This is a genomic window from Acidimicrobiia bacterium (genome assembly GCA_009694375.1).
Lineage (GTDB): Bacteria > Actinomycetota > Acidimicrobiia > Acidimicrobiales > VFJN01 > VFJN01.
This window is the reverse complement of the sequence record SHVB01000001.1, coordinates 105,594-127,518: the sequence shown is the minus strand read 5'-3', so window position 1 is coordinate 127,518 and position 21,925 is coordinate 105,594. Positions and strand designations below refer to the sequence as shown.

The 21,925-nt window shown below is 65.9% G+C and carries 20 protein-coding genes; 11 read left to right on the top strand and 9 right to left on the bottom strand.

The window, feature by feature from the left end:
- Positions 1–41: 41 nt before the first annotated feature.
- The 5 genes from EXQ71_00645 to EXQ71_00625 are packed head-to-tail and all read right to left on the bottom strand — an operon-like array spanning position 42 to position 5,983.
- On the bottom strand, positions 42–1,016 hold the full coding sequence (locus EXQ71_00645; GenBank protein ID MSO86011.1) for an FkbM family methyltransferase: 975 nt from the start codon (positions 1,014–1,016) through the stop codon (positions 42–44).
- A gap of 42 nt (positions 1,017–1,058) precedes the next feature.
- The gene (locus EXQ71_00640) at positions 1,059–3,341 is read right to left on the bottom strand and encodes a hypothetical protein (protein MSO86010.1); all 2,283 of its coding nucleotides are present in this window, start codon (positions 3,339–3,341) and stop codon (positions 1,059–1,061) included.
- A complete protein-coding gene (locus EXQ71_00635; GenBank protein MSO86009.1) occupies positions 3,338–3,832 on the bottom strand; it encodes a hypothetical protein in 495 nt (164 codons plus the stop codon). Before EXQ71_00635 ends, EXQ71_00640 begins: the two co-directional genes overlap by 4 nt.
- The gene (locus EXQ71_00630; protein ID MSO86008.1) at positions 3,829–4,641 is read right to left on the bottom strand and encodes a hypothetical protein; all 813 of its coding nucleotides are present in this window, start codon (positions 4,639–4,641) and stop codon (positions 3,829–3,831) included. Before EXQ71_00630 ends, EXQ71_00635 begins: the two co-directional genes overlap by 4 nt.
- A gap of 10 nt (positions 4,642–4,651) precedes the next feature.
- Positions 4,652–5,983, bottom strand: coding sequence for a twin-arginine translocation signal domain-containing protein (locus EXQ71_00625; GenBank protein ID MSO86007.1), 1,332 nt, complete (start codon positions 5,981–5,983; stop codon positions 4,652–4,654).
- Positions 5,984–6,064: 81 nt separating this feature from the next.
- Here EXQ71_00625 and EXQ71_00620 point away from each other — a divergent pair, with 81 nt between their 5' ends.
- A complete protein-coding gene (locus EXQ71_00620; protein ID MSO86006.1) occupies positions 6,065–7,423 on the top strand; it encodes an NADPH:quinone reductase in 1,359 nt (452 codons plus the stop codon).
- Between the two features lie 5 nt (positions 7,424–7,428).
- Complete coding sequence (locus EXQ71_00615) at positions 7,429–7,962, top strand: hypothetical protein (GenBank protein MSO86005.1); 534 nt, start codon at positions 7,429–7,431, stop codon at positions 7,960–7,962.
- Here EXQ71_00615 and EXQ71_00610 read toward each other — a convergent pair.
- Positions 7,952–9,709, bottom strand: a complete 1,758-nt coding sequence (locus tag EXQ71_00610; protein ID MSO86004.1) for an acetyl-CoA carboxylase biotin carboxylase subunit — start codon at positions 9,707–9,709, stop codon at positions 7,952–7,954. The two genes, EXQ71_00615 and EXQ71_00610, sit on opposite strands and share 11 nt — an antisense overlap.
- A gap of 5 nt (positions 9,710–9,714) precedes the next feature.
- Here EXQ71_00610 and EXQ71_00605 point away from each other — a divergent pair, with 5 nt between their 5' ends.
- The gene (locus EXQ71_00605) at positions 9,715–10,569 is read left to right on the top strand and encodes a biotin--[acetyl-CoA-carboxylase] ligase (GenBank protein MSO86003.1); all 855 of its coding nucleotides are present in this window, start codon (positions 9,715–9,717) and stop codon (positions 10,567–10,569) included.
- A 69-nt stretch (positions 10,570–10,638) separates the two neighbouring features.
- Here EXQ71_00605 and EXQ71_00600 read toward each other — a convergent pair whose 3' ends face one another.
- Both EXQ71_00600 and EXQ71_00595 read right to left on the bottom strand, forming a co-directional pair.
- Positions 10,639–11,442 (bottom strand): 4-amino-4-deoxychorismate lyase, encoded by an 804-nt coding sequence (locus EXQ71_00600; protein MSO86002.1) that lies wholly within the window; start codon positions 11,440–11,442, stop codon positions 10,639–10,641.
- Positions 11,443–11,450: 8 nt separating this feature from the next.
- Complete coding sequence (locus EXQ71_00595; protein ID MSO86001.1) at positions 11,451–12,464, bottom strand: anthranilate synthase component I family protein; 1,014 nt, start codon at positions 12,462–12,464, stop codon at positions 11,451–11,453.
- An 84-nt stretch (positions 12,465–12,548) separates the two neighbouring features.
- Here EXQ71_00595 and EXQ71_00590 point away from each other — a divergent pair, with 84 nt between their 5' ends.
- The 8 genes from EXQ71_00590 to EXQ71_00555 all read left to right on the top strand — a co-directional run bounded on the left by EXQ71_00590 (position 12,549) and on the right by EXQ71_00555 (position 20,712).
- On the top strand, positions 12,549–13,691 hold the full coding sequence (locus EXQ71_00590) for an acyl-CoA dehydrogenase (GenBank protein ID MSO86000.1): 1,143 nt from the start codon (positions 12,549–12,551) through the stop codon (positions 13,689–13,691).
- Positions 13,688–15,115 (top strand): LytR family transcriptional regulator, encoded by a 1,428-nt coding sequence (locus EXQ71_00585; protein ID MSO85999.1) that lies wholly within the window; start codon positions 13,688–13,690, stop codon positions 15,113–15,115. Before EXQ71_00590 ends, EXQ71_00585 begins: the two co-directional genes overlap by 4 nt.
- A 112-nt stretch (positions 15,116–15,227) precedes the next feature.
- On the top strand, positions 15,228–16,124 hold the full coding sequence (locus tag EXQ71_00580) for a glucose-1-phosphate thymidylyltransferase (protein MSO85998.1): 897 nt from the start codon (positions 15,228–15,230) through the stop codon (positions 16,122–16,124).
- Entirely contained in the window at positions 16,124–16,696 is a 573-nt protein-coding gene (locus EXQ71_00575) for a dTDP-4-keto-6-deoxy-D-glucose epimerase (protein MSO85997.1), read from the top strand. Before EXQ71_00580 ends, EXQ71_00575 begins: the two co-directional genes overlap by 1 nt.
- A complete protein-coding gene (gene rfbB, locus EXQ71_00570; GenBank protein MSO85996.1) occupies positions 16,696–17,655 on the top strand; it encodes a dTDP-glucose 4,6-dehydratase in 960 nt (319 codons plus the stop codon). The genes EXQ71_00575 and rfbB overlap by 1 nt, the downstream gene beginning before the upstream one ends.
- Complete coding sequence (gene rfbD / locus EXQ71_00565) at positions 17,628–18,512, top strand: dTDP-4-dehydrorhamnose reductase (GenBank protein MSO85995.1); 885 nt, start codon at positions 17,628–17,630, stop codon at positions 18,510–18,512. The genes rfbB and rfbD overlap by 28 nt, the downstream gene beginning before the upstream one ends.
- The gene (locus tag EXQ71_00560) at positions 18,509–19,780 is read left to right on the top strand and encodes a UDP-glucose/GDP-mannose dehydrogenase family protein (GenBank protein ID MSO85994.1); all 1,272 of its coding nucleotides are present in this window, start codon (positions 18,509–18,511) and stop codon (positions 19,778–19,780) included. The genes rfbD and EXQ71_00560 overlap by 4 nt, the downstream gene beginning before the upstream one ends.
- Positions 19,780–20,712 carry an SDR family oxidoreductase gene (locus tag EXQ71_00555; protein MSO85993.1) on the top strand — a complete coding sequence of 311 codons (933 nt, stop codon included), beginning with the start codon at positions 19,780–19,782 and terminating at the stop codon, positions 20,710–20,712. Before EXQ71_00560 ends, EXQ71_00555 begins: the two co-directional genes overlap by 1 nt.
- Before the next feature lie 4 nt (positions 20,713–20,716).
- Here EXQ71_00555 and EXQ71_00550 read toward each other — a convergent pair whose 3' ends face one another.
- Complete coding sequence (locus EXQ71_00550; protein MSO85992.1) at positions 20,717–21,925, bottom strand: glycosyltransferase WbuB; 1,209 nt, start codon at positions 21,923–21,925, stop codon at positions 20,717–20,719.

Here is a 21,925-nt window from a genome sequence, read left to right as displayed (position 1 = left end):
ATGCTACGGACCGGCCCTCGGGGACGTGAAACCGCCCTCTATTACCCCAGCACGGTCACCACCAGCCGGGGGACCGCCCGAAGTTCCTCCACCACCTCGGCGACTCGCTCGGCGGGCACCAGGAGCTGGTTCGGGGCCAGCGGCACGGGGAGCACCGAGGGAGGGTTCACGACGGCCTCATGCGGACTCAAGACGATGTCCACGTAGCGGTGGTCGCGGCAGAGGCGCTCGGCCGCATCGGTGCTGGCGCCGTCGAGCACCTCGATGGTGAGGATGGGCCGACAGGCGTCGATCAGCGCCCCGGCCCCGGCTAGGACGCGGGGCTCGGCCCCCTCGACGTCGATTTTCACCAGGCTCACGGTGGGCCGGCCTGCGGTGGCCCAGGCCTGGTCCAGCGTGGAGGCCTGCACGGTCAGGACCCGATCAATGATGTCCTTGAAGTCGCTCTCGAGCGACGCGCTGGTCTCGATGGTGCCGTCGCCTTGAGCCAGCGGGAGGTGGAGCTCAGCCGTGCCGATTTGGTCGCCGATCGCTGTCTCGTGAAGGGAGATCCGGCGGCCGGCTCGGTTGGCCCGCACGTTCGTGCGCATCAGGGCAGCGATCTCGGGCACTGGTTCAAAGGCGATGGCGCGTACCGAACGATGGGCCGTCACGGCGATGAGCGAATACAAACCAGTATTGGCCCCCACGTCGAGCACCGTGTGGGGCCACCGGCGAACGAGGCGGGCGAAGACACTCGGGAGGGGAGCCTCAAAAGCGTTCCAGCCACCGGTCCGAAAGGCTCGAACGACTTGATCCCGATCCTCGAGGGCGTACATGCGCAAGCGTCGGGACCGGAGATCGCGTGACCCGGGGGGAACGGTGATCGCCACGAGGTCACCTACCGATCGGAATCGATCGAGGTGATCAGCCACTGTGTGGGCTCCCAATGCCTCGCACAGTTGCACCAACTGATCGGCCACTACCGGGCGTTGTAAGACTGCCCTCCACCACGAAGTTACCGGCACAGATTCCATGAGCCGCTCAACTTAGCTTCGCCACGGGTGCCCTCGGGCGCTCTAGAGGTTGTTGATCGCGGTCGTGAAATTGGCGAGGGGAAGATTGCCGGACAGCCACAGAGGATCAGCCGGGGACCCAGGGTTGTAGAAGTGCACGTCGTCGCCTCCGTTGCCATCGAAGTCCCCGGCGACCGGCGAAAATTGACCGTAGATCTGGCGAATGGGAGCGTCGACGAAAGTTCCTGTCTCGGACGCGAGCCAGAGGTAGTCACTGCTCACACCAGGGGCGTAGAAGAGGATGTCGGTGCGGCCGTCGCCGTTGTAGTCGCCACTGACCGGGAGGTAGGAACCGAGTACCTGTCGGGTCTCGGTGACGCGGAAAATGGCACCGGGCCCGCCACGCCAGCGCGACTCGGGTGTGGACCCGGCACCGTAGAAGAAAATATCGTCGCATCCGTCCCCGTCTTGATCACCCCGGACGGGCGTGTAGGTGCCGAACACTTGGCGAGTTGCGAGGGGTGTGAACGCCGAGCTCTTTGCGATCCACAGACTGTCGGTGGCCGCACCCGGGGCGTAGAAGTAGATGTCGGTGGTGCCATCGCAGTCGAAGTCGCCGGGGATGGGCGTGTAGACGCCGAACACCTGGCGAACCGGCACCGAGGTAAACCGGCCTACTCCCGAAGCGAGCCAGAGGTAGTCGGTGGCGGGACCAGGGGCGTAGAAGTAGATGTCGGTGGTGTCGTTGCCGTCATAGTCGCCGGCGATGGGCGTGTAGGTGCCCGTGACCGATGGGGCTGCGATCGCGCTCGGGTGGTGCTGCTCATCGCCGAGAAAAAGGGACTCCGAAACGGCACCGGGATGGATCATCAGGAGGTCGTCAGCCGGGTGGCCGTCGAATTGACCCACCACCGGCGTGCCTCGCTCGGTGCTCGGTGCGGGAGTGGGGAGCACCGGCACGCTGGTGGCCACCCTGGCCGCTCCCGCACCCACGGTCGTCCCCTCAGGAGTGGAAATCACCCCCACGATGTCGGTGTCGTAGGTCGTGTACCCGGGGTAGGACCCCCGCATCCATAACAGCGCGTGCGCACCGTTCAAGGCGGCCAGCACCGGGCGTAGGTTATCGGTCGTGGAATCGCGAGTGAGCGCCGTCCATGTCCAGATCCCTCCGGCTTGACGGCCCTCCCACAGCTCCCAGTGGCGTTGCTGATCCGCTACCGAAACCAGGGGAGCGCCGGTAACCGGATCGGCGTTGGTCGAGATGACCAGGTGCGTAGGGTCGGCTGGATCCAGCGCCGCTAGCCCCGTGTAGTCCTCCTCCTCAGCGGTGAGCGCCGTGCCGGCGTAAGCCACTTCGGCGGTCTGCCAGGTCGTGCCATCCCAGGAGCCGTACCAGTAGCGATGATCAGTCACGGAGTGGCGCACCGAGAAGACAATCGTTGGTTGTCCGGTGATCGGGTCGTCTTGAATCGCTGCCACCCAGGCCCGTTCACTGCCGGGAGGAGACCACACTCGGGTAAGTGCGGTCACCGGAAGGGTGGCACCGAGGGGTCCGAGTAACGTTCCGTCGGACCGGTAGACCTGCCCGGTTTTGATGTAGCCGTGGTAGATGGATGTCTGCTCGTCCCGGGGGTGGGTTGCCGTGGCGATGAGGTCGACACGGCCATGTCCATCGGCCGCATACTGCACGTACGGGCGGCCATTGATGAGGTCGGTTGGGTCGCGCAGTATGGGTCCGATGTCTGCCCAACTGCGTCCGACATCGGTGGATACCAGGGCCGACGTATCGAATCGATCGCCCCGATAAAAGTTGTAGAGCACCGCTTCACCGGCCGCTCCGGTACTCGACACCAACCGGCTGTAGGTGGTGTTTCCCCCGGCTGGAATGGAAGGAAGCAGCAGCCACGACCCATCGGTGCGGCGGCGTTGCTGGTGGATCAGGCCGTCCCGGTTGTGACGAGACCAAGCGGTGGTCACTTCTCCGTTGGGCGCCGAATAAATCGAGGGGTTGTCGTGGTCATCGCTCTCGGCCACCCCCAAGCCCACGAGCCGGCGGGCCCCGGTGGCGAGGGTGAACTCGCCGACCATCGAGGTTCCCGGCGGGAGTCGTTGGGCATAACGGCTGGCCACTGCGCCGGTATAGAGCGTCGTGCCGTCGCTGGAGAACTGCGCCCGCTCGTCGGAGAACCAACTCCAGCCGGCATCGGGAATCACGGTGGTGGTGCCGGTGGGGACCACGTTGATCCTCGGCTCGGCCGCCGATGCCCTGGCCGTCGAGCGGACAACGGGAAGGGTCGCCAGCAAGACGAGTAAGGCAACGCCGCGCCAACGGGGAGAAGAGTTCATGATTTTGGGACGATGGATATCGTTTGCACGACGGCGTGGGCCGAGCGCACGAGGGGACCCCGGGTGACATGGTGGCCCACCACGACGTAGAGGCAGAACGGCCGCCCCGCCACCTGGAAGAACCTTTGAAACCCAGACATGCCGGGCATGGCCCGTTGCATGCTCTCCGGCGAGAAATCGGCCACGCCGACACTCGGCAAACCCTCACGGCGGAACAGGGCGGTGGCGGCGGCCTCGGGTTCATGTTCGAGGAGGCAGATGAGAATGTCTGATCCCCCCATCGACTCAACGGCTCCAGAGCCGTAGTCGCCTCGCTCGGCGGGCAGGGCGAAACTGCTGGCATGGAGGACCGATCCCACGGTGGGGGTGGCATCGAGCGGCGCCAGGGTGGTGGTGGAGCGGGAGGTGAAGTCGCGGCCCGCGGCGCGAATCTGTCCGTCCCATCGGTGGGGTAGATCGATGGAGATCCCGGAGTCGGCGAGCCGGCTCATGGGGTGGTGTCATCGGTTCCGAGATGAGAGGGGTGGGGTTCTGGGTAGAGGCTGGGGTGGCCCGGCTCGATGCCAGCCGCCTGCATCTCGCTATCTACCCAATCGGCGCGGTCCTGGCCGCCCATGCGGGCGAGGCGGCTGTGGTCGTCGCTCCGCGCCAGTCCTGCATCGGCGATAGCCCGACCGAGGAGGTCGCGTACCTGGTCCCAGGAGGTTCCGGATCCTTCGCCCACCACCGTCCCTGAAGGTCCGTCGACCAGCAAGAAATAGGGCGACACCGGGACGCGATAGTCGTCCCAGGCGGCGCTGGTCATGATCGTGACGATAGCGGTCGGGGCGAGGTCGGCCACCGCGGCGGCTGATTCGACCTCAGGACCGTTGGTCACGATCACTACCCGCGTGTCTGGGCCGGGTAGTTCGGGGCCTCCGGGAGTGGCGAGGGCTTCCCAGAACACTCCGCAGGTGCCGCAACCCGACGAAAGGAACGCCAACAGGGTGGCGTGGCCCACTCCAGTGACCGCCACCCGGGCGGCCCCCCCGAGCGGAAGTTCACCGGTCAGGTCCACGGCGTCGCCCATGGGCGCGTTCTCATCACGGGGTCGAGGTACCCCGTCGCTCGTGCGCATCGGCGCTCGATTTGATACGGCGGGGCTCCGGAGCGGCGCGGCAGGTGCGGCGACGCCATCCTCGAGGTTCACCCCGAGATCATGCAAGGCCCGCAGGATCTCGGCATGGGAGCGGAGAAGGCCAATCACGAGCACGCCGAGGAGAGCCACCACCATCGCCAAGGCCACGACGAGAGCAGCCATCAAGTCGCCATCAGCCGAGTAGCCATCGTTGTCCAAACTTGACGGTGATCACCGACGCGTCGGTCAGTGATCGGCGTAAATACCATGTTCCCTCTGACGGTCGGTACACGCCCAGGCTCACCTGGCCGAGAGCGTGCCAATCACCCACCACCGGTATGTCGCCGCGCTGTCCGAAGGGGATAAGCCGGGCAGTGGAGGAGGGTGCAAGGGTGTTGTTGAGATGCCACATGCCGCTGCGAAAAATACCGATGCCGTCGATGCCGTCATTGTTCCAGTCGCCCACCACGGGTAGGTCGCCGACCGCGAGGCCGTAGCGCACCACGCGCACCGTCGAGGGGGAGGCCAGATTGTCGCTGAGGTGCCAATAGCCACCGCGGCGGAAGATGCCGGGCGAGTCGGTGCCGTCACCGTTCCAATCTCCCGCCACCGGCATGTCGCCGGACTGCTGCCCGTAGGGGGCACTGACCAGGAAGGTAGAGGCGGGGTTGATCTGATTCGACAGGTGCCACACGGCGTTGCGGAAGATTCCTACGCCGGTTGTCCCGTCACCGTTCCAGTCGCCTACGACGGGCCGATCACCGGGTTGGAGGCCGTAGGCGAAGGGGGCCACGGGACCGAGATTGGCCGACTGGCGGATTGTCCAGAGGTGGGTGAGGTTGTCGTAGAAGCCGATGCCGGATTTGCCGATTCCGTCCCAGTTGCCCGCCACTGGATAGATGGGCGGTGCTGTTTGGAGGCATGGCCGGTTGTGGTTCGCCGTGTTGTTGTCGGTTCGCACGGCGGCGCTGGAGCACGTGGGTTCGATCTTCCAGGGCTCGGTACAGGTAACCACTCGGCACAGGATCGGACCGATGCAGGCGGTGGCGTTGTTGCAGTTGCCGTATCGGAACGAGGTGCAACCAGCCTTGCGGTGGTCACAGCGGCCCTTTGCACAACCGCACGGGCTTCCGTTGCAGGCGCCGCTGCACACCCCCGAGCCGCCGCAGCTGCAAAAGCCGCAGGGCTTGTGGCAGTCCATGTAGTAGCGGGCGGCGCCCCCACAAAACGATGACCCGTCGGCCTTCCACCAGCCGCCGGTGAGCGAGCCGCTCGGGCAGGTGTTGGTGCCGTAGATGGCGCAGCAGAACTCGGTGTAGCCGTCGCAGCACAGGGAGCCGCAAGCGCATCCCTGGCCCTGGCAGTTGCAGGTGGCGGCGTAGGCGCTCTGGGGGCGCAGGAGAAAGTTGGCGGGGGCGGTGACCAGCGCCGTTCCCGCCATGGCAGAGCGGGCCAGAAAACTTCGTCGGTCAATGCGATGGGCCACCGCATTGGTTGCTCGGGCTAGCAGATTGGAAGCGACCACGCCCCAACGATAGTGCAGCCATCGGGGCTGCTCGGTGCGCTAGCGGCGGGGGAGAGGCGCCGATTCGGTAGCGTCCAGGCTATGACTGTGAGGTTCGTGATCATCGGCGGTGGGCCCGCCGGCAACACTGCGGCCAGCCGTGCCGCCGGCTTCGGCGCGGAAGTGACCGTGATCGAGCGCGATATCATTGGGGGCGCGGCGCACCTCTGGGACTGCATTCCGTCCAAGGCCATGATCGCCACCGGTGGGGCGCTGGCCGCGGTGCGGCGGTCATCAGAAATGGCACTCACGCCGGGCCCGGTTGGCGTGGATGCCGTGGCGCTCCGGCAACGGATCGAGGGCATCTCCGCCAAAATCGAGCACGACACCCGGCAGCTTCTCGAGAGCCAGGGCGTGCGGATACTGCGGGGAAACGGTTGTTTGGTGGGCCCGCACCAGGTGGTGGCCACTACCGACGACGGGCGGATCGAACTCGAAGCCGATGCCATTCTTCTCGCCACCGGGAGCCGTCCGCGTCGGCCCGACTGGGCTGAGGTGGATGGCCATCGGGTGCTCTCCACGCGCCACGCCTATCCGCCCCGGGAGTGGCCCACCCACCTGGTGGTGATCGGGTCGGGGGTGACAGGGGTGGAGTTCGTCCACATGTTCTCGGCGTTGGGGAGCGAGGTGACCCTGATTGCGTCGCGACAGCAGGTGCTGCCGGGGAAAGACCCCGAGGTGGCGGCCGCCTTGGAAGACGAACTGCTCTCCCGGGGGGTCAACGTGCTCAAGGGGGCACGGGCGATGGGGATCGATCGGCACACCGACACGCTCACGGTGCGTTGTGACGATGGCCGAGCGGTAAGCGGATCCCACGCCCTGATGGCCATCGGGTCTCTACCTAATAGCGAGGGACTGGGCTTGGCGGCGGCGGGCGTAACCGTAGTGGGCGGGTACGTGCCCATCGACGCTAACTGCGCCACCAACGTGCCCCACGTCTATGCCGCCGGTGACCTGTCGGGGAAACTCCCGCTGTCATCGGTGGCCGCGATGCAGGGCCGCCGGATCGCCGAGAAGGTGATGGGCTATCCCTCTGGCCTGCACCGAACACTGGACTACGACAAGGCGGCCACGGCTATTTTCACCGTGCCTGAGATCGCCGATGTTGGCTTGGCGGAGGCGGATGCCTTTGCGCAAGGTCGGAAGGTGCGGGTCACCAAGGTGCCGTTTTCGGCATCACCCAAGGCCCTGATCGAAAGTCATTCGCGGGGTTTTGTGAAACTGGTGAGCGACCCCGCCACGGGCATCGTGTTGGGTGGCTCGGTGGTGGGCCGACACGCGGGCGAGTTGATCGCGGTAGTGGCGGTAGCAGTCACCAATGGTCTGCGAGCCGTGGATCTGGTGGACAGTCTGCTGGTGCACCCCTCGCTGGCTGAAGCATTGGCCGAGGCGTCGGAATAGGCCCCATGCCGGCGCTCACCGCCCCCGCCCTGGTCGTCGCGGCATTGCTGGCCCTCGCTGGGGCCCAGAAGCTCCTTGATCCCACCATGACCGTGGGGGCCTTGCGGGCCCTGGGGCTGCCGGCCCGCTCAGGGTGGGTGCGGCTGGGATCAGGAGCGGAACTGGTGCTCGGGTTGGCGGCCATCACGGTGGGCGGGGCGCTGGTGTGGTCGTTGGTGGGGCTGAGTTACGGGGCGTTCGGGGCGTTCGTGGTGCTCGCCCGGCGGAGCGGCACGATGATTGGGTCCTGCGGGTGCTTCGGACGCGATGAAACACCGCCGCATCCGATCCACGTGGTGCTGGATGTGTTCCTGGCGGGTGTAGCGGTGGCCATGGCGGGGTGGTCTTCGGCACCGCCTCTCGACGCCCTCATCGATGCCCCGGGTGTTGCCGTGGTCATCGTGGCTCTCTCGGCGCTGGCGCTGGTGCTGGTGTACGCCGCCTTCGTGGATCTACCGCGGGCGCTGAGCGTGGCGCGAACCGCCGGCGTCAGTCGATAACCACCACGATGTCGCCGGTCCCCACCGACTGGCCCGCGGCGACCTTGATTTCCGCCACGGTTCCGTCCTTGTCAGCGGCGATGGTGTTTTCCATCTTCATGGCTTCCAGCACGCAGACAGACTGACCAACGGTCACGGTCTGGCCCACCTCGACGAGCACCTTCACAATGGTGCCCTGCATCGGCGCGGAGACGTTTCCGCTGCCAGCGGCCGCCGTTTTGCCACTGGCGACCGCTCGGCGGTGGCGAGGGCCGGCCGAAGCCGTGGCCGCCACCATAGGGACGTCGGGTACCCACATCTTCACCGAGAAGCGTTTGCCGTTGATCTCCACGTCTACATCTCGTTGCACCTTGGGGGCCTCGTCGGGATCAACCGCTGGCGCTGTCGGTCCGGAGGTGATGCCGGTGAGATCGAGGCGATCCTCCACCCACTTGGTGGAGTGCGCGGCGGCCCGGAAGTCGGGGTGGCGCAAGATGGCGAGGTCGGCAGGAATGGTGGTGGCGATTCCCTCGATGCGCATTTCCGTGAGGGCGCGAATCATGCGGTCGATGGCGGTGTCGCGCGTGTCGCCCCACACCACTAGTTTCCCCACCAGGTTGTCGTAGTACTGGCTCACTTCGTCGCCGCTTTCGTACCCACCGTCCCAGCGCACCCCAAAGCCCTGCGGCGGTACGAGTTCGGTGATGGTGCCGGGAGAGGGAAGGAACCGTCCTTCCGCGGGGTTCTCGGCATTGACCCGCACCTCGATGGCCCAACCCCGCAGGTCGATGTCGTCCTGCGTGAAGGACAGGGGCTCACCCGACGCCACCCGGATCTGCTCGCGCACGAGGTCGATTCCCGACACCAACTCGGTAACGGGGTGTTCCACCTGCAGGCGGGTGTTCATCTCGAGGAACCAGAACTCGCCGTCTTGGAAGAGGAACTCAACAGTGCCCGCGTTGTAATAGCCGCAGGCTTTGGCCACCTTGACCGCCGCTTCGCCCATGGCCTGACGAGTCTCGGGGGGGAAGGACGGCGCCGGGCTTTCCTCGATCAGTTTTTGGTGGCGACGTTGGGCCGAGCAGTCGCGTTCGCCGATCCACACCACGTTGCCGTGCGTGTCGCCGATGATTTGCATCTCGACGTGACGCGGCCAGGTGAGGTAGCGCTCCACGTAGCACTCGTCGCGCCCAAAGCCTTTCAGGGCCTCCGATTGGGCCGACTCGAGTGCATCGTGGGCCTCGGACGCGCTCAACACCACGCGCATGCCGCGCCCGCCGCCGCCGTAGGCCGCCTTGATGGCCACCGGCCACCCAAACTCGGTACCGAAGGCCACCACCTCATCGCTGGAGGAGAGGAACTCGGTGGTGCCGGGCACGCCCTGCACCCCGGCGGCCTGCGCAGCGATGCGGCTCGAGACCTTGTCGCCCATCACTTCGATGGCCTCGGGCGGCGGACCGATGAAGGTCACACCGCGTTCGGTGATGGCCCGGGCGAAGTCGGTGTTTTCGGAGAAGAAGCCGTAACCCGGATGCACGCCATCGGCGCCGGACTGTTCGATTACCTCGAGGATTCGTGCCGTATTGAGGTAACTCTCGGCGGCGGTCTGGCCTCCCAGCGCGTAAGCCTCATCGGCGAGGCGAACGTGGAGCGCCCCCCGATCTAACTGGGAATAGACCGCCACCGTGGCAATACCCATTTCCTGGCAAGCGCGGATGACTCGGACAGCAATCTCGCCCCGATTGGCGATGAGGACTTTGGTAAGCACCCTCTATGATTAGCGCCGTGCCGGGTACACGTGCCAGATCAGTTCTGGCCGAGGGCCCCGGAAGGCGCTTTGCGGACGTGCGTTGGGTGGCCGAAACGGGCTCTACCAACGCTGATGCGATGGAGTTGATGCGCCAGGGTGAGCCCGAGGGCATCGTGCTAGTGGCCGACTATCAGACGGCCGGTCGCGGGCGGGCCGGGCGCCCCTGGACGGCCCCTCCGGGGGCGAGTCTGCTGCTCACGGTCCTCCTGCGGCCCCCGGCCGCCGTAATGGATTTGGCCACGATGGCCGTAGCGGTGGCGGCGGCAAGTGCCGTGGAGGCCGTGGCGGGATTCGCGCCTCGGCTGAAGTGGCCCAATGATCTCGTGTGGCCGGGGGATGGTTCGGGGCCGGATCGCAAACTGGCCGGAATCTTGGCGGAGGCCGACTGGCCGTTGGGGGTTGAGGTCACGGCGGGATGGCGGGTGCCAGCCCCCCATGAACGCGCCGTGGTGGTGGTGGGTATTGGGATCAACGTGGATTGGCCCGACAACCTCCCCTCGGAGTTGGCCAAGATAGCGGTGGCCTGCAACCACATCGTGCCCAGGCCGGTGGACCGCGAGGAGTTGTTGATTGCTCTGCTCAATGCCTTGGGTCCTCGCTACGACGCGCTGGCCGCGGGCGATCGAACGGGGCTCCTAGCGGCCTGGCGCGAGCGCTCGGCCACCCTGGGTCGGCGAGTCCGGGTGGAACTCGCCTCGGGTGATGTGGAGGGGATGGCGGTGGATGTGAACGAGCAGGGCCACCTCGTGGTGGAGACCTCCGACGGCCAGCGCCACTCCTTGGCGGTGGGCGACGTCGTGCACCTGCGTCCGGTCTAACCCACCCCAGCGCGGGAGTTGGGGCAACAGCCACGGCCCACCGATGGTGGGCGCCCCCCACCTTGAGAGCTAGGCCGTGACGTTGGCGAAGGCGCGGGCGGCGGCCTCGGTGAGCGGGCCGGGGGTGGGCAGGGGGCGCTCGTTCACCCGATGGACCGCCTGCACATCGCGTCCGGTGCTGGTGAGGAAGATCTCCTCGGCGGTCCCGAACGCCTCCATCGGAATGTCTTCCTCCAGGGCATCGGTGACCTCCAGCACGAGAGCCCGCGTGACCCCGGCCAGGCAACCGGAGGACAGCGGCGGCGTGAGCAGCCGACCACCGATGCCCACGAACACGTTGGCGCCGGTGCCCTCGCAGAGTAGGTCGGTGGTGGTGGCAAAGATGGCCTCGCTGGCGCCGCGCGCCCTGGCGTAGGCCAACGCCACCACGTTCTCGGCGTACGAGGTGGTCTTGATGCCGGCCAGAACGCCACGTTCGTTGCGGGGCCAGGGCACCGTGTGCACCGCGGTGGAGGCCGGGGCAGTGGCCAGGGGCCCTGCGGCCACCAGCACCGTGATGGTGCCCTCGCCCCGTTCCGATCCCAGCGGGGCGACCCCACCGGTAACGGTGATGCGCACCCGAGCCAGCGGCATCGGTTGGGCCCCCAGCACCGCCGTGATGGCGTCACTGAGCGTGGCATCGTCGAAGGGGACGCTTAGACCCAGAGCGGTTGCTGAACGTCGCAGGCGTTCGAGATGGCGGAGCAGGGCAAACGGCTCGCCGTGGTTGGCCTTGATGGTCTCAAAAACGCCATCGCCCACGGTGAGGCCGTGGTCGAAGATCGACACGGTGGCCCGCTCGGCGGGGATCAGCGACCCATTCGACCACACCATTGCTTCGCTCACCGCCACGATCCTGACGCAACTTGGAGAAGGTGGCGAGCTTTGAGTTGGGTCTCGGCCCATTCGTCGTCCGGATCGCTGTCCCAGGTGATGCCTCCGCCGGTGCCGAAGTGGAGCCGACCGTCCTCCACCCAGAACGTGCGGATCGCTACATTCAGGTCGCCTTGGGAACGATCGGCATCGACCCAGCCAACCGCGCCGCAGTACACCCCGCGAGCCACCGGCTCGAGGGTTGCGATCCGATCCAGCGCCGCCAACTTTGGGGCGCCGCTCACTGACCCGGGTGGAAAGGTGGCGGCGATCGCGTCAGCCCAGCCGCACCCTGGTCGCAGTTGGCCTTCGACGGTGGACACGAAGTGCACGAGGCCGGGGTGTTCCTCCACCGCGAGTAACCCCGACACCGTCACCGACCCGAACTCGCACACCCGACCCAGGTCGTTGCGCACCAGGTCCACGATCATGACGTTCTCGGCCCGGTCTTTCTCGGTAAGGCCGGAGGGATCCGGGGCGGTGCCCTTGATCGGGGCGGAGCGCACGCGGTCGCCGTCGCGCCACAGGAAGCGTTCCGGGGAGGCCGAGGCCACCTCGCAACCGAGGTGGGGGAGGCGCACCACCGCGGCGTACGGCGCTGGATTTCCCTGGGCGAGGGCGGCCCCGAGCGCGGCGATGTTGCCGCCGGATGGGAATGGGGCCGACAGCCGTCGGGTGAGATTCACCTGGTAGACGTCGCCCGCCGCGATCGACTCCCGGATGGAGCGCACCCCGGCGAGGAAAGCCGCCTCATCGAGCGATGTGGTCCACTCGCTTGGCTCGGGGCCGGACCAGGCCGGACCAGGCCACGGGCGGGCGGGACGGACGTTGGCGAAGCGGGCGCACACCGCTTCGCCTTCGAAGGGCAGTACTACGGCCCAGAACCCGGTGCTGTCGAGGCAGGTCAAATCAGCGGTCACATCCACGAGTTCGGTGGCTAGCCGGCCACCCACCACGGCCAGTGCTAGGTGGGGCGCGACCATGCTGGACATGATCGCAGCGTACGATCAGTGTTCGTCAGCATTCGAACCCGTCCCTAGTTGAAGAAGGCGCAGCCTGTCGTGCACATGGAGTTCACCCAGCCCCAGGCCGCACTCCGGCAGCTCGTACGTGACTTCGCCGAGGCCGAGATCGCACCCCACGCTGCGGATTGGGATCGCGACCACCACTTCCCCACGGAGGTGGTTCGGGCCATGGGTGACCTGGGCCTGTTCGGTATCCCCTTCCCCGAGCAGTACGGCGGCGGTGGCGGCGACCTCACCACGTTGTGCATCGCCATCGAGGAGTTGGCCCGTGTCGATCACTCAATGGCCATCACCCTGGAGGCCGGCGTAGGTCTGGGGGCCAACCCGATCTACCGATTTGGTAGCGAGGCGCAGAAGCAGCAGTGGCTCCCCGACCTTTGTGCCGGTGCCAGTTTGGGAGGCTTCGGCCTCACCGAGCCTGATGCGGGGAGCGATGCGGGCGGCACCCGCACGACGGCGGTTCTCGATGAGCAAACAGCCGAGTGGGTACTGAACGGCGAGAAGGCCTTCATCACCAACTCGGGCACGGATCTCACGGCCTTCGTCACCGTCACCGCCCGCACCGGTCCGGGCGAAATCAGCAGCATTATCGTGCCCTCGGGTACGCCCGGCTTTGAGGTCCAACCGGCCTACCGGAAGATGGGATGGCACGCCTCGGACACCCACGGCCTGTCCTTTGTGGATGCCCGGGTGCCGGAAGGCAATCTCCTCGGAGTCCGTGGTCGAGGGTTCGCCCAGTTTCTGCAGATCCTCGACGAGGGCCGTATCGCCATTTCGGCGCTGGCGGTGGGTTGTATCCAAGCCTGTCTCGATCACTGCCTGCGCTACGCGCAGGAGCGGCACGCCTTCGGGCAGCCGATCGGGGCCAATCAGGGGGTGGCCTTCCCCATCGCGGATCTCGCAGTGATGGCCGAGTCTGCTCGTCTCGTTACCTACCACGCGGCCTGGTTGCACGACACCGGTCGTCCGGTGAAGCAGGCGGCCGCCATAGCCAAACTGCACACCACCGAGTCCGCCGTGACCGCCACCCGTATCGCCACCCAGATTTTTGGTGGGGCCGGGTTCATCGACGAGACCCCAGTGGCTCGGTTCTACCGCGATGCCAAGATCCTCGAGATCGGTGAGGGCACCAGCGAAATCCAGCGCCTCGTAATCAGTCGCGAACTGGGTCTGCCCGTCCGATGAGGTTCCGCCGCTCGGCTCGTGACCCACGCCCTTGGTCGCAGCGCCTCGTGTTGCTGTTCAACGTGTGCTTCGTCGTCGGGTTGCTGGCGGTGGCCAGCGGCCTCGGCTACGGCTACGCCAAGTACAGCCGACTCCCTCGGATTGAGGTTGGGTCTGTGCTCACCACTGAGTCCAGCGCCGCCACCCCCCAAAACTTCCTGCTGGTGGGGGTAGATAGTGCGGCCTCCTTGGATCCCGACGATCCGGCCGCCGTCGGTCGGGGAGAGGTGGGCGGCCTGCGTTCGGACACGATGATGGTGTTACGAGTGGACCCGACGACGCGCCGGGCCATCTTGTTGTCGCTCCCGCGAGATCTCTGGGTGCCGCTGGCCAGCGGCGGGACGCAGCGGCTCAATTCCGCCATCCAGGTCGGTGGCCCCGAAAATCTCATCGACACGATTGAGCAGTACCTCAGCATCCCGATCAACCATTACGTTCAGGTGGACTTCGGCGGGTTCAAGGGCCTCGTCGAGGCGCTGGATGGAGTGAAGGTGTATTTCGCCACGCCGGTGCGCGACCGCAACTCAGGCCTCGACATCAAAGAAACCGGCTGCATCACTCTGGATCCGACGCAGGCACTCGGGTACGTCCGCTCCCGCCATTACGAGTACTCCGAGGACGGGCGCTGGCGCAACGATCCCACCTCAGACTTTGGGCGGGTGAACCGACAGCAGGACTTCATCGTGCGGGCGGTGCGGCGAGCCATCGAAAAAGGGGTGCGGAATCCGGTCACCCTCGACGGTCTCGTAGACGCCGGATTGAACACGGTTACGGTCGACGAGACTCTCATCGCCAGTGACATCGTGCGCCTGGCGGCGGCTTTCCGAAACTTCGACCCGAATGGTCTCGGCACCTACACCCTTCCGGTGCGGGGCGACAGCGTGGGCGGCGCTTCGGTGTTGCGGCTCATCGCCGACGAGGCCCAGCCCACCTTGGCGCTGTTTCGGAATGCGCCCTCGGGCGAGGTCACCCCGGGTGACGTGCGGGTACAAGTACTCAACGGCACCGGTCGTCCGGGTGAGGCCGGTTTGGTGAGCAAGGCGCTGGCGGCGGCGGGCTTCGGCGCAGCGGGTACCGGAGATGAAGGCGGCGCCGTGGCCCACACCATTGTTCGGTACCAGGCTGGTCAGGAAGCGGCGGCAGAGCTGGTGGCTCGGTACCTCGATGCTGCCGTCGAGTTCCAGGTGGTGACCGAGGAGCTGCCGGCTGATGTGGTGGTGGTGAGCGGCTTCGACTATCTCGGTGTGCGCGCAACGCCCCGGCCGCCCTCACCGTCTACCTCCACCTCAATGGGGAGCACGCCTACAACCCCCACCACGCTGCCCACTACCACCACCAGTGTCGTAGGGGAGGTGCCCGATCCGCCGCCGGAGGCCAACTGCTGAGGGCCTGGGTAGGCGGGTCGTTGGGTAGGCAGCGGGCCACGTGCCAGAATCCAACTCCCATGGATGCCTTCCTCCAACTCGCTGATCCATGGTCGCGCCCGGGGGCCTTGTGATGAAGGGCATCGTGCTGGCTGGAGGGCGAGCGACGCGGCTGAGCCCGGCGAGTCGGGCCACCTCCAAGCAACTGATGCATGTCTACGACAAGCCGCTGATTTATTACCCCATAAGCACCCTCCTGCATGCCCGGATCAACGAGATCCTGGTGATTTCCACCCCCGATCAACTGCCCCTGTTCGAGGAGTTACTCGGCGACGGTTCGGCGTGGGGGTGTCGGTTCTCCTACGCCGCCCAACCGGAACCGAATGGCATCGCGGCGGCCTTCCTCATCGGTGAAGAGTTCATCGGTGACGACAGCGTGGCCTTGATCCTGGGTGACAACATCTTCTACGGGGTGGGCCTTGGCGAGCAGCTCCAGCGCTATACGGAGCCGGAAGGGGCCGTGGTGTTCGGGCTCTGGGTGCCCGATCCCGAACGCTATGGGGTGCTCGAACTCGCGGCGGACGGCACCGTGATCGCCGTGTTGGAGAAACCGGCGGTGGCGCCGTCGAACTACATGATCCCTGGTCTTTACTTTTACGACAACAGCGTGATCGAGGTGTCCCGCACCACCGCCCCGAGTGAGCGAGGCGAACTGGAGATCAGCGAGGTGAACAACCGTTACCTGCGGGAGAGTTGCCTGCAGGTCTCCAAGCTTCCCTTCTCCACCGAGTGGTTCGACGTGGGGACCTTCGATGCCCTGCTGGATGCCCAACAGTGGGTAGCCGGCCATCAGCGCCGTAAGGGCCTGCTGGTGGGTTCGCCCGAGACCGCCGCGTACCGCGAAGGCTTCATCGACGCCGAGCAGTTGCGGTTCTTGGCCGCCGCCACCGATCACGGAGACGATCTCGCCAAGAGCGGCTACGGGGACCATCTCCTGCGTTTTCTCGAGTTCGAAGCCGGCGGCGAGTAATGGCCGTGGAGATCATCGATTTCGTGGCTCAGCCAACGGCCATCGATGGCCTGTTCATCATCACGATGAAGCAGGTGACCGATGAGCGGGGCACCGTTCGCGAGTTTTACCGGGAGAGTTCCTTCATCGAGGCGGGGCTGCCATCGATGGGAGCCTTCCTGCAGATCAACGCCACCGAAACCCATCTCGGTGGGTTGCGTGGTTTGCACGCCGAGGACATGGTGAAATTGGTGGCGGTGGTGGCGGGGGAGGCCTTTGGCGCCTACGTAGATCTGCGGCCGCTGAGCCCCACGCGCGGCGCCCTGGTCACCACGGTGCTGGCGCCGGGTACTCAGGTGCTCGTACCGCGGGGGGTTGGCAACGGGTTTCAGGTCACGGGCGAGGGGCCCTGCCAGTACCTGTACGGCTTCGACCAGGAGTGGGTGCCGGGCATGGCCGGTATGGCCTGTGGTCCACTCGATCCAGCCCTGGGGATCCCCTGGCCCCTGCCCATCGACCCCGCTGATCGCCAGCAGATTTCCGAAAAAGATCGGGACGCCCCCCGTTTTGCTGACCTCCCCGGAGGGGATTGATGAAACTGTTCGTTACGGGCGGCGCCGGGTTTATCGGCTCCAACTATCTCCGCTACGTATTGCGCGAGACCGACGATGAAGTGGTCGTCTACGACGCCCTTACCTACGCCGGGAATCTCTCCACGCTCAAAGATGTAGACGACGACCCGCGCTACTCTTTTGTGCACGGCGACATTTGCGATCCGGGGCCAATGGAGGCCGCCATGGCCGGCTGCGATGCGGTGGTGCACTTCGCCGCCGAGAGTCATGTAGATCGGTCGATTGTGGGTTCCGACGACTTCGTCAACACGAACTGCTTTGGTACCAACATCGTGATGGACACCGCTCGCCGTTTGGAGATCGGCCGGGTGGTGCACATCGGCACCGATGAGGTCTACGGCTCGGTAGAGGTGGGCTCATCCAAGGAGACCGACCCGCTCGAGCCCCGTTCTCCCTACTCCGCCTCCAAGGCGGGGTCTGACCTGATCGCCTTGAGCTACCACCACACCCACGGTCTGCCCGTCTCGGTGACCCGCTGCACCAATAACTTCGGGCCGTACCAGTATCCAGAGAAAGCCATTCCGCTGTTCACCACCAATCTGCTCGACGGTGAGTCCATCCCCTTGTACGGCGACGGACTCAACGAGCGCGACTGGCTGTTCGTCGACGACCACTGTTCCGGGGTCCACCTGGTGCTGCACGACGGATTACCGGGCGAGATCTACAACATCGGGGCGGGCAACGAGACCGCCAACCGGGTGCTGGTAGACAAACTCCTCGCCCTGTTGGGCAAGGACGAGACCTCAATCCGCTACGTGGAGGATCGGCTCGGGCATGATCGGCGCTACTCGGTAGACATCGCCAAGATCACCGCGCTGGGGTGGACCAAACAACGCACCCTCGACGAGGCACTGGTCGAGACGGTGGACTGGTATCGCGATAACGCCTGGTGGTGGCGTCCGCTGAAGTCAGGGAGTTGACGGCGGGTATGCGGATCCTCATCACGGGCGCGGCGGGGCAACTCGGCACGGATCTCGTGCGCCATTGCACCGAAGCCGGCGACGAGGTCATTGCCTGTTCCTCCGCGCAACTCGATCTTTCTCAGCGTGATTCGGTGGCCCAGGCCATCACCGGCAGCCGTCCCGACGTGGTGGTCAACGCTGGGGCGTGGACGGCGGTGGATGCCTGCGAAGCCGACCCGGATCGGGCCTGGCGGGTCAACGCCCTCGGGGTTCGGTGGGTTACCGACGCTGCTCGCACCGTGGGATCTCACGTGATCCAGGTGAGCACCGACTACGTCTTCGACGGAACCAAACCTGAGCCGTATCACGAATGGGATCCCACCAGTGCGTGTTCGGCCTATGGGCGTTCGAAACTCGGAGGCGAGCAGGAGGTGGATCCCGCTCACGCCGTGGTCCGCACGGCATGGGTATGCGGCGCCCACGGAAATAACATGGTGAAGACGGTTCTGGCCCTCCGCGACCGACCTGAGTTGGCGTTTGTCGATGACCAGCGGGGCTGCCCTACCTTCACCGCCGATCTGGCCCCGGCGATCCGGCGACTGGCGCTGGACCGGCTTCCGGGCACCTTCCATGTGACCAACCAAGGCGATGTGAGCTGGTACGAGTTTGTGCGGGAAATCCTGAAACAGGTGGGTGGCGATCCCGGAATCGTGCGGGCCATCCGCACGGCCGACCTCGATCCGCCCCGTCCGGCGCCGCGTCCGGCGAACTCCGTGCTCGACAACGCCGTGCTGCGCCTCTCGGATCTCCCGCTTCTGCCGCACTACCGTGAATCGCTCGGGCGACTCTTGCAGGAAGTAGGGGCGGTGTCATGAGCAGGATTGCGGTTATTGGTACCGGCTATGTCGGGCTCACCACCGGTGCCTGCTTTGCCCATATTGGCCACGATGTGATCTGCGCCGACATCGATAGCGACAAGGTGGCGCGGTTGCAACGTGGTGAGATCCCAATCCTGGAAGCAGGTCTCGACAACCTTGTGAAAGAGGGACTGGAGGATGGTCGTCTTGAGTTTGTGGTGGGGGCGGCGGCGGCGGTCGAGAACTGCGAGTTTGCGTACCTTTGTGTGCCCACTCCCCAGGGTGCTGACGGTTCCGCCGACCTGTCCTACATCGAGTCGGCGGCCCGGGAGATTGGTCCGTTGTTGCCCAGCGAGGCCATCGTGATCAACAAGTCCACGGTGCCGGTGGGCTCCACACGGGTGGTGGAACGCGCGTTGGGCCGAGACGACATCGCCGTGGTCTCCAATCCCGAGTTCCTGCGGGAGGGGTCGGCGATCCACGACTTCCTCAATCCCGATCGCATCGTGATCGGTGCGGAAGACCAGGCCGCTGCCGTGAAGGTCTCGTCCCTCTACATCGGGATCACCGCGCCGGTGATCGTCACCGACCCTGCTTCCGCCGAGACGATCAAATACGCCGCCAACGCCTTTCTCGCCACCAAAATTTCCTTTATCAACGCGGTCGCCGCTGTGTGTGAGGCAGTGGGTGCCGATATCAAAGATGTGGCCCTTGGTATGGGCTACGACTCCCGCATCGGGCATGAGTTCCTGAAGCCGGGTCCGGGATGGGGCGGTTCCTGTTTCCCCAAGGACACCCGGGCGATGGTGCACATCGCCGAGACGGCGGGGTACGACTTCCACCTCCTCCGGGGGGTGGTGGAAGTCAATGATGAACAGTTGCGTCGGGTCACCGCGAAGGTCGTGGCCGCCGCGGGTGGGTCGGTGGACGGTAAGCGCATCGCCGTGTGGGGCCTCACCTTCAAGGCCCGAACCGATGATCTGCGCGAGTCGCCGTCGTTGTCGATCATCAGCCAACTGCTGGCCCTCGGGGCCATCGTGCGGGGGTACGACCCGTCGGGTCCTGGTCCCATCGACGGCATTGAGGTCGTGGATGATCCCTTCGTGGCGGTGGAGGGGGCCGCGGTGCTGGCCGTGCTCACCGAGTGGGACGAGTTCCGCTGGCTCGACATCGATAAGGTGGCCAGCCTGGTGGCCGCCAAAGAGGTGGTGGATGCTCGCAACTTGCTCGACCGCACGGCATTCATTCGCCGGGGGTTCAACTACCACGGGATCGGGCGGCGCTGATGGCCCGCGTGGTGGTCACCGGCGGGGCTGGCTTTTTAGGCTCGCACCTGTGCGAGGCCTTGCTCGACCGGGGCGACGAGGTCGTGGCCATCGACAACCTGATCACGGGGGCGGTCGGCAACATCGAACGGCTTCTGGTCAGGAAGGGGTTCACGTTCGTGGAACACGATGTGAGCACCCATATCGGGGTGCCCGGCCCGGTGGATCAGATCATGCATTTCGCCAGCCCGGCCTCTCCCGCCGATTTCGAGCGAATCCCGATCCAAATCCTGAAGGTTGGCGGTCTGGGCACCCACAACGGCCTCGGCCTGGCCAAGGCCAAGGGAGCCGTCTTCTTTCTGGCCTCCACCAGCGAGGTGTACGGCGATCCCCTCGTGCACCCCCAGCCCGAGACGTACTGGGGCAACGTCAACCCGATTGGCCCCCGGGGGGTCTACGACGAGGCGAAGCGGTACGCCGAGGCCATGACGATGGCCTATCACCGCCACCATGGCATCGATGTACGGATCGTACGAATCTTCAACACCTACGGGCCCTGGATGCGGCCCGACGATGGTCGCGCCGTCTCTAACTTCATCACCCAGGCGCTCGCAGGGAAACCGATCACGATTTTTGGTGACGGTAGCCAGACTCGTTCCTTTACCTATATCGACGACGAGATTCGCGGGTTCTTGTCGTTACTGGACAGCGACGTGAACTCCCCAGTGAACATCGGAAATCCCTACACGGAGCACACGGTGTCCGAGCTGGCTGAACTAGTGGTGGAAGTCACCGGATCATCGAGCGAGATCGTCTACGAATCCTTGCCCGTCGACGACCCCACCCAACGTCAGCCCGACATCACCCTGGCTCGGTCCCTGTTGGGGTGGGAGCCGAAGGTGGGCCTCCGGGAGGGTTTGACCCGGACCGCCGACTACTTCCGCCTCCGATAACTCCTTAGGCCCCGAGGCCATCCAGGAGGGCATCGAAGGCCGGGAGGCACGCGGTGTCGCAGTAGGCCGCCTCGAAGGCGGCCCGGGATCGATCCGGACCGTTGGGGTCGTCCCGTAAGTGACGCACGGCGTCCACCAGGCCGGCGGTGTCGCCATGGCGGAGGCTGATGCCACACCGGTGCGCTTCGATGGCTTCGTCCACGTTGCTTCCGGCGGGACCGACGTAGAGGATCGGGAGGCGGGCGGCGAGGTTGGCGTGCATCTTGGAGGGACTCATCACCCCTAAGGCGCGATCGTCGAGCGTAATGAGGGCCCCGTGGGCACCGGCCATGAGCGCGGGGGTTTCGTCCTTGGGCACATAGCCGCGAAACACGACGTTGGTGAGCCCCTGATCGTTGACCGCCGTCTGCAGGGCGTCCCACCGGGCCCCGCCGCCAACGAACAGGAACAGGGCCTCGTCGCCGAGTTCCGCCGCCGCATCGAGCACGGTATCGAACCGGTGCCCGATGCCGGTGTTGCCGAGATAGAGCAAGACGCAGCGGTTGTCGGTGTGCAGCGCCTTATAGCCCGACCACACGGGGTCGGTGGGGGTCGGATTGGGTAGCAGCGCCTGGCGTTCCCAGTTGGGGATGAGGTGGAGGGGAGGGGTTCCTAGGTGGGGGGCGTACTGCGAGTTGAGGAGATCGGCCATGGCGCCGTCGAGCACAACACCGGCGGAGAGGTGGCGAAAGGCCCAGCGGGTGAGGCGGCGAAGCGCACGGCTCGCCACGCCCCCGCTCTCAATTTCGCCAAAACGTTCGGCCGCGTCGGGGTAGCAGTCCATGCTCCAAAGAACGACCTGGGTCTGGGGGTGGAGCAGTTGGTGCAGCACCGCCGCCACCACCACCAGTGGCGGGGTGGTCATGGCGATGATCACGTCCTGGCGGGGCAGGAGGGCCAGGCGGATGGCACTGCCGAGCGAGAAGGTGGCGTAGCCACCGAGGCGCCGAGCCAGAGATGCCTTGCCGAGGTCGGGGGTCCAGACTCGGCGGATCCGCAGGCCGGGCTGCGGGGCGCTGCGACGGGCGAGGCGACCCTCGAGGTAGCCAACTTGGCCGGTGACGACGGTGACCTCGTCGCCCCGGGCGGCCCGATGCTCGGCCAGAGAAGCGGCCATCTGGGCGGTGGGGCTGATGTCGGGGGCGTAGAACTGATTGAGAATCGTGAGGCGCAC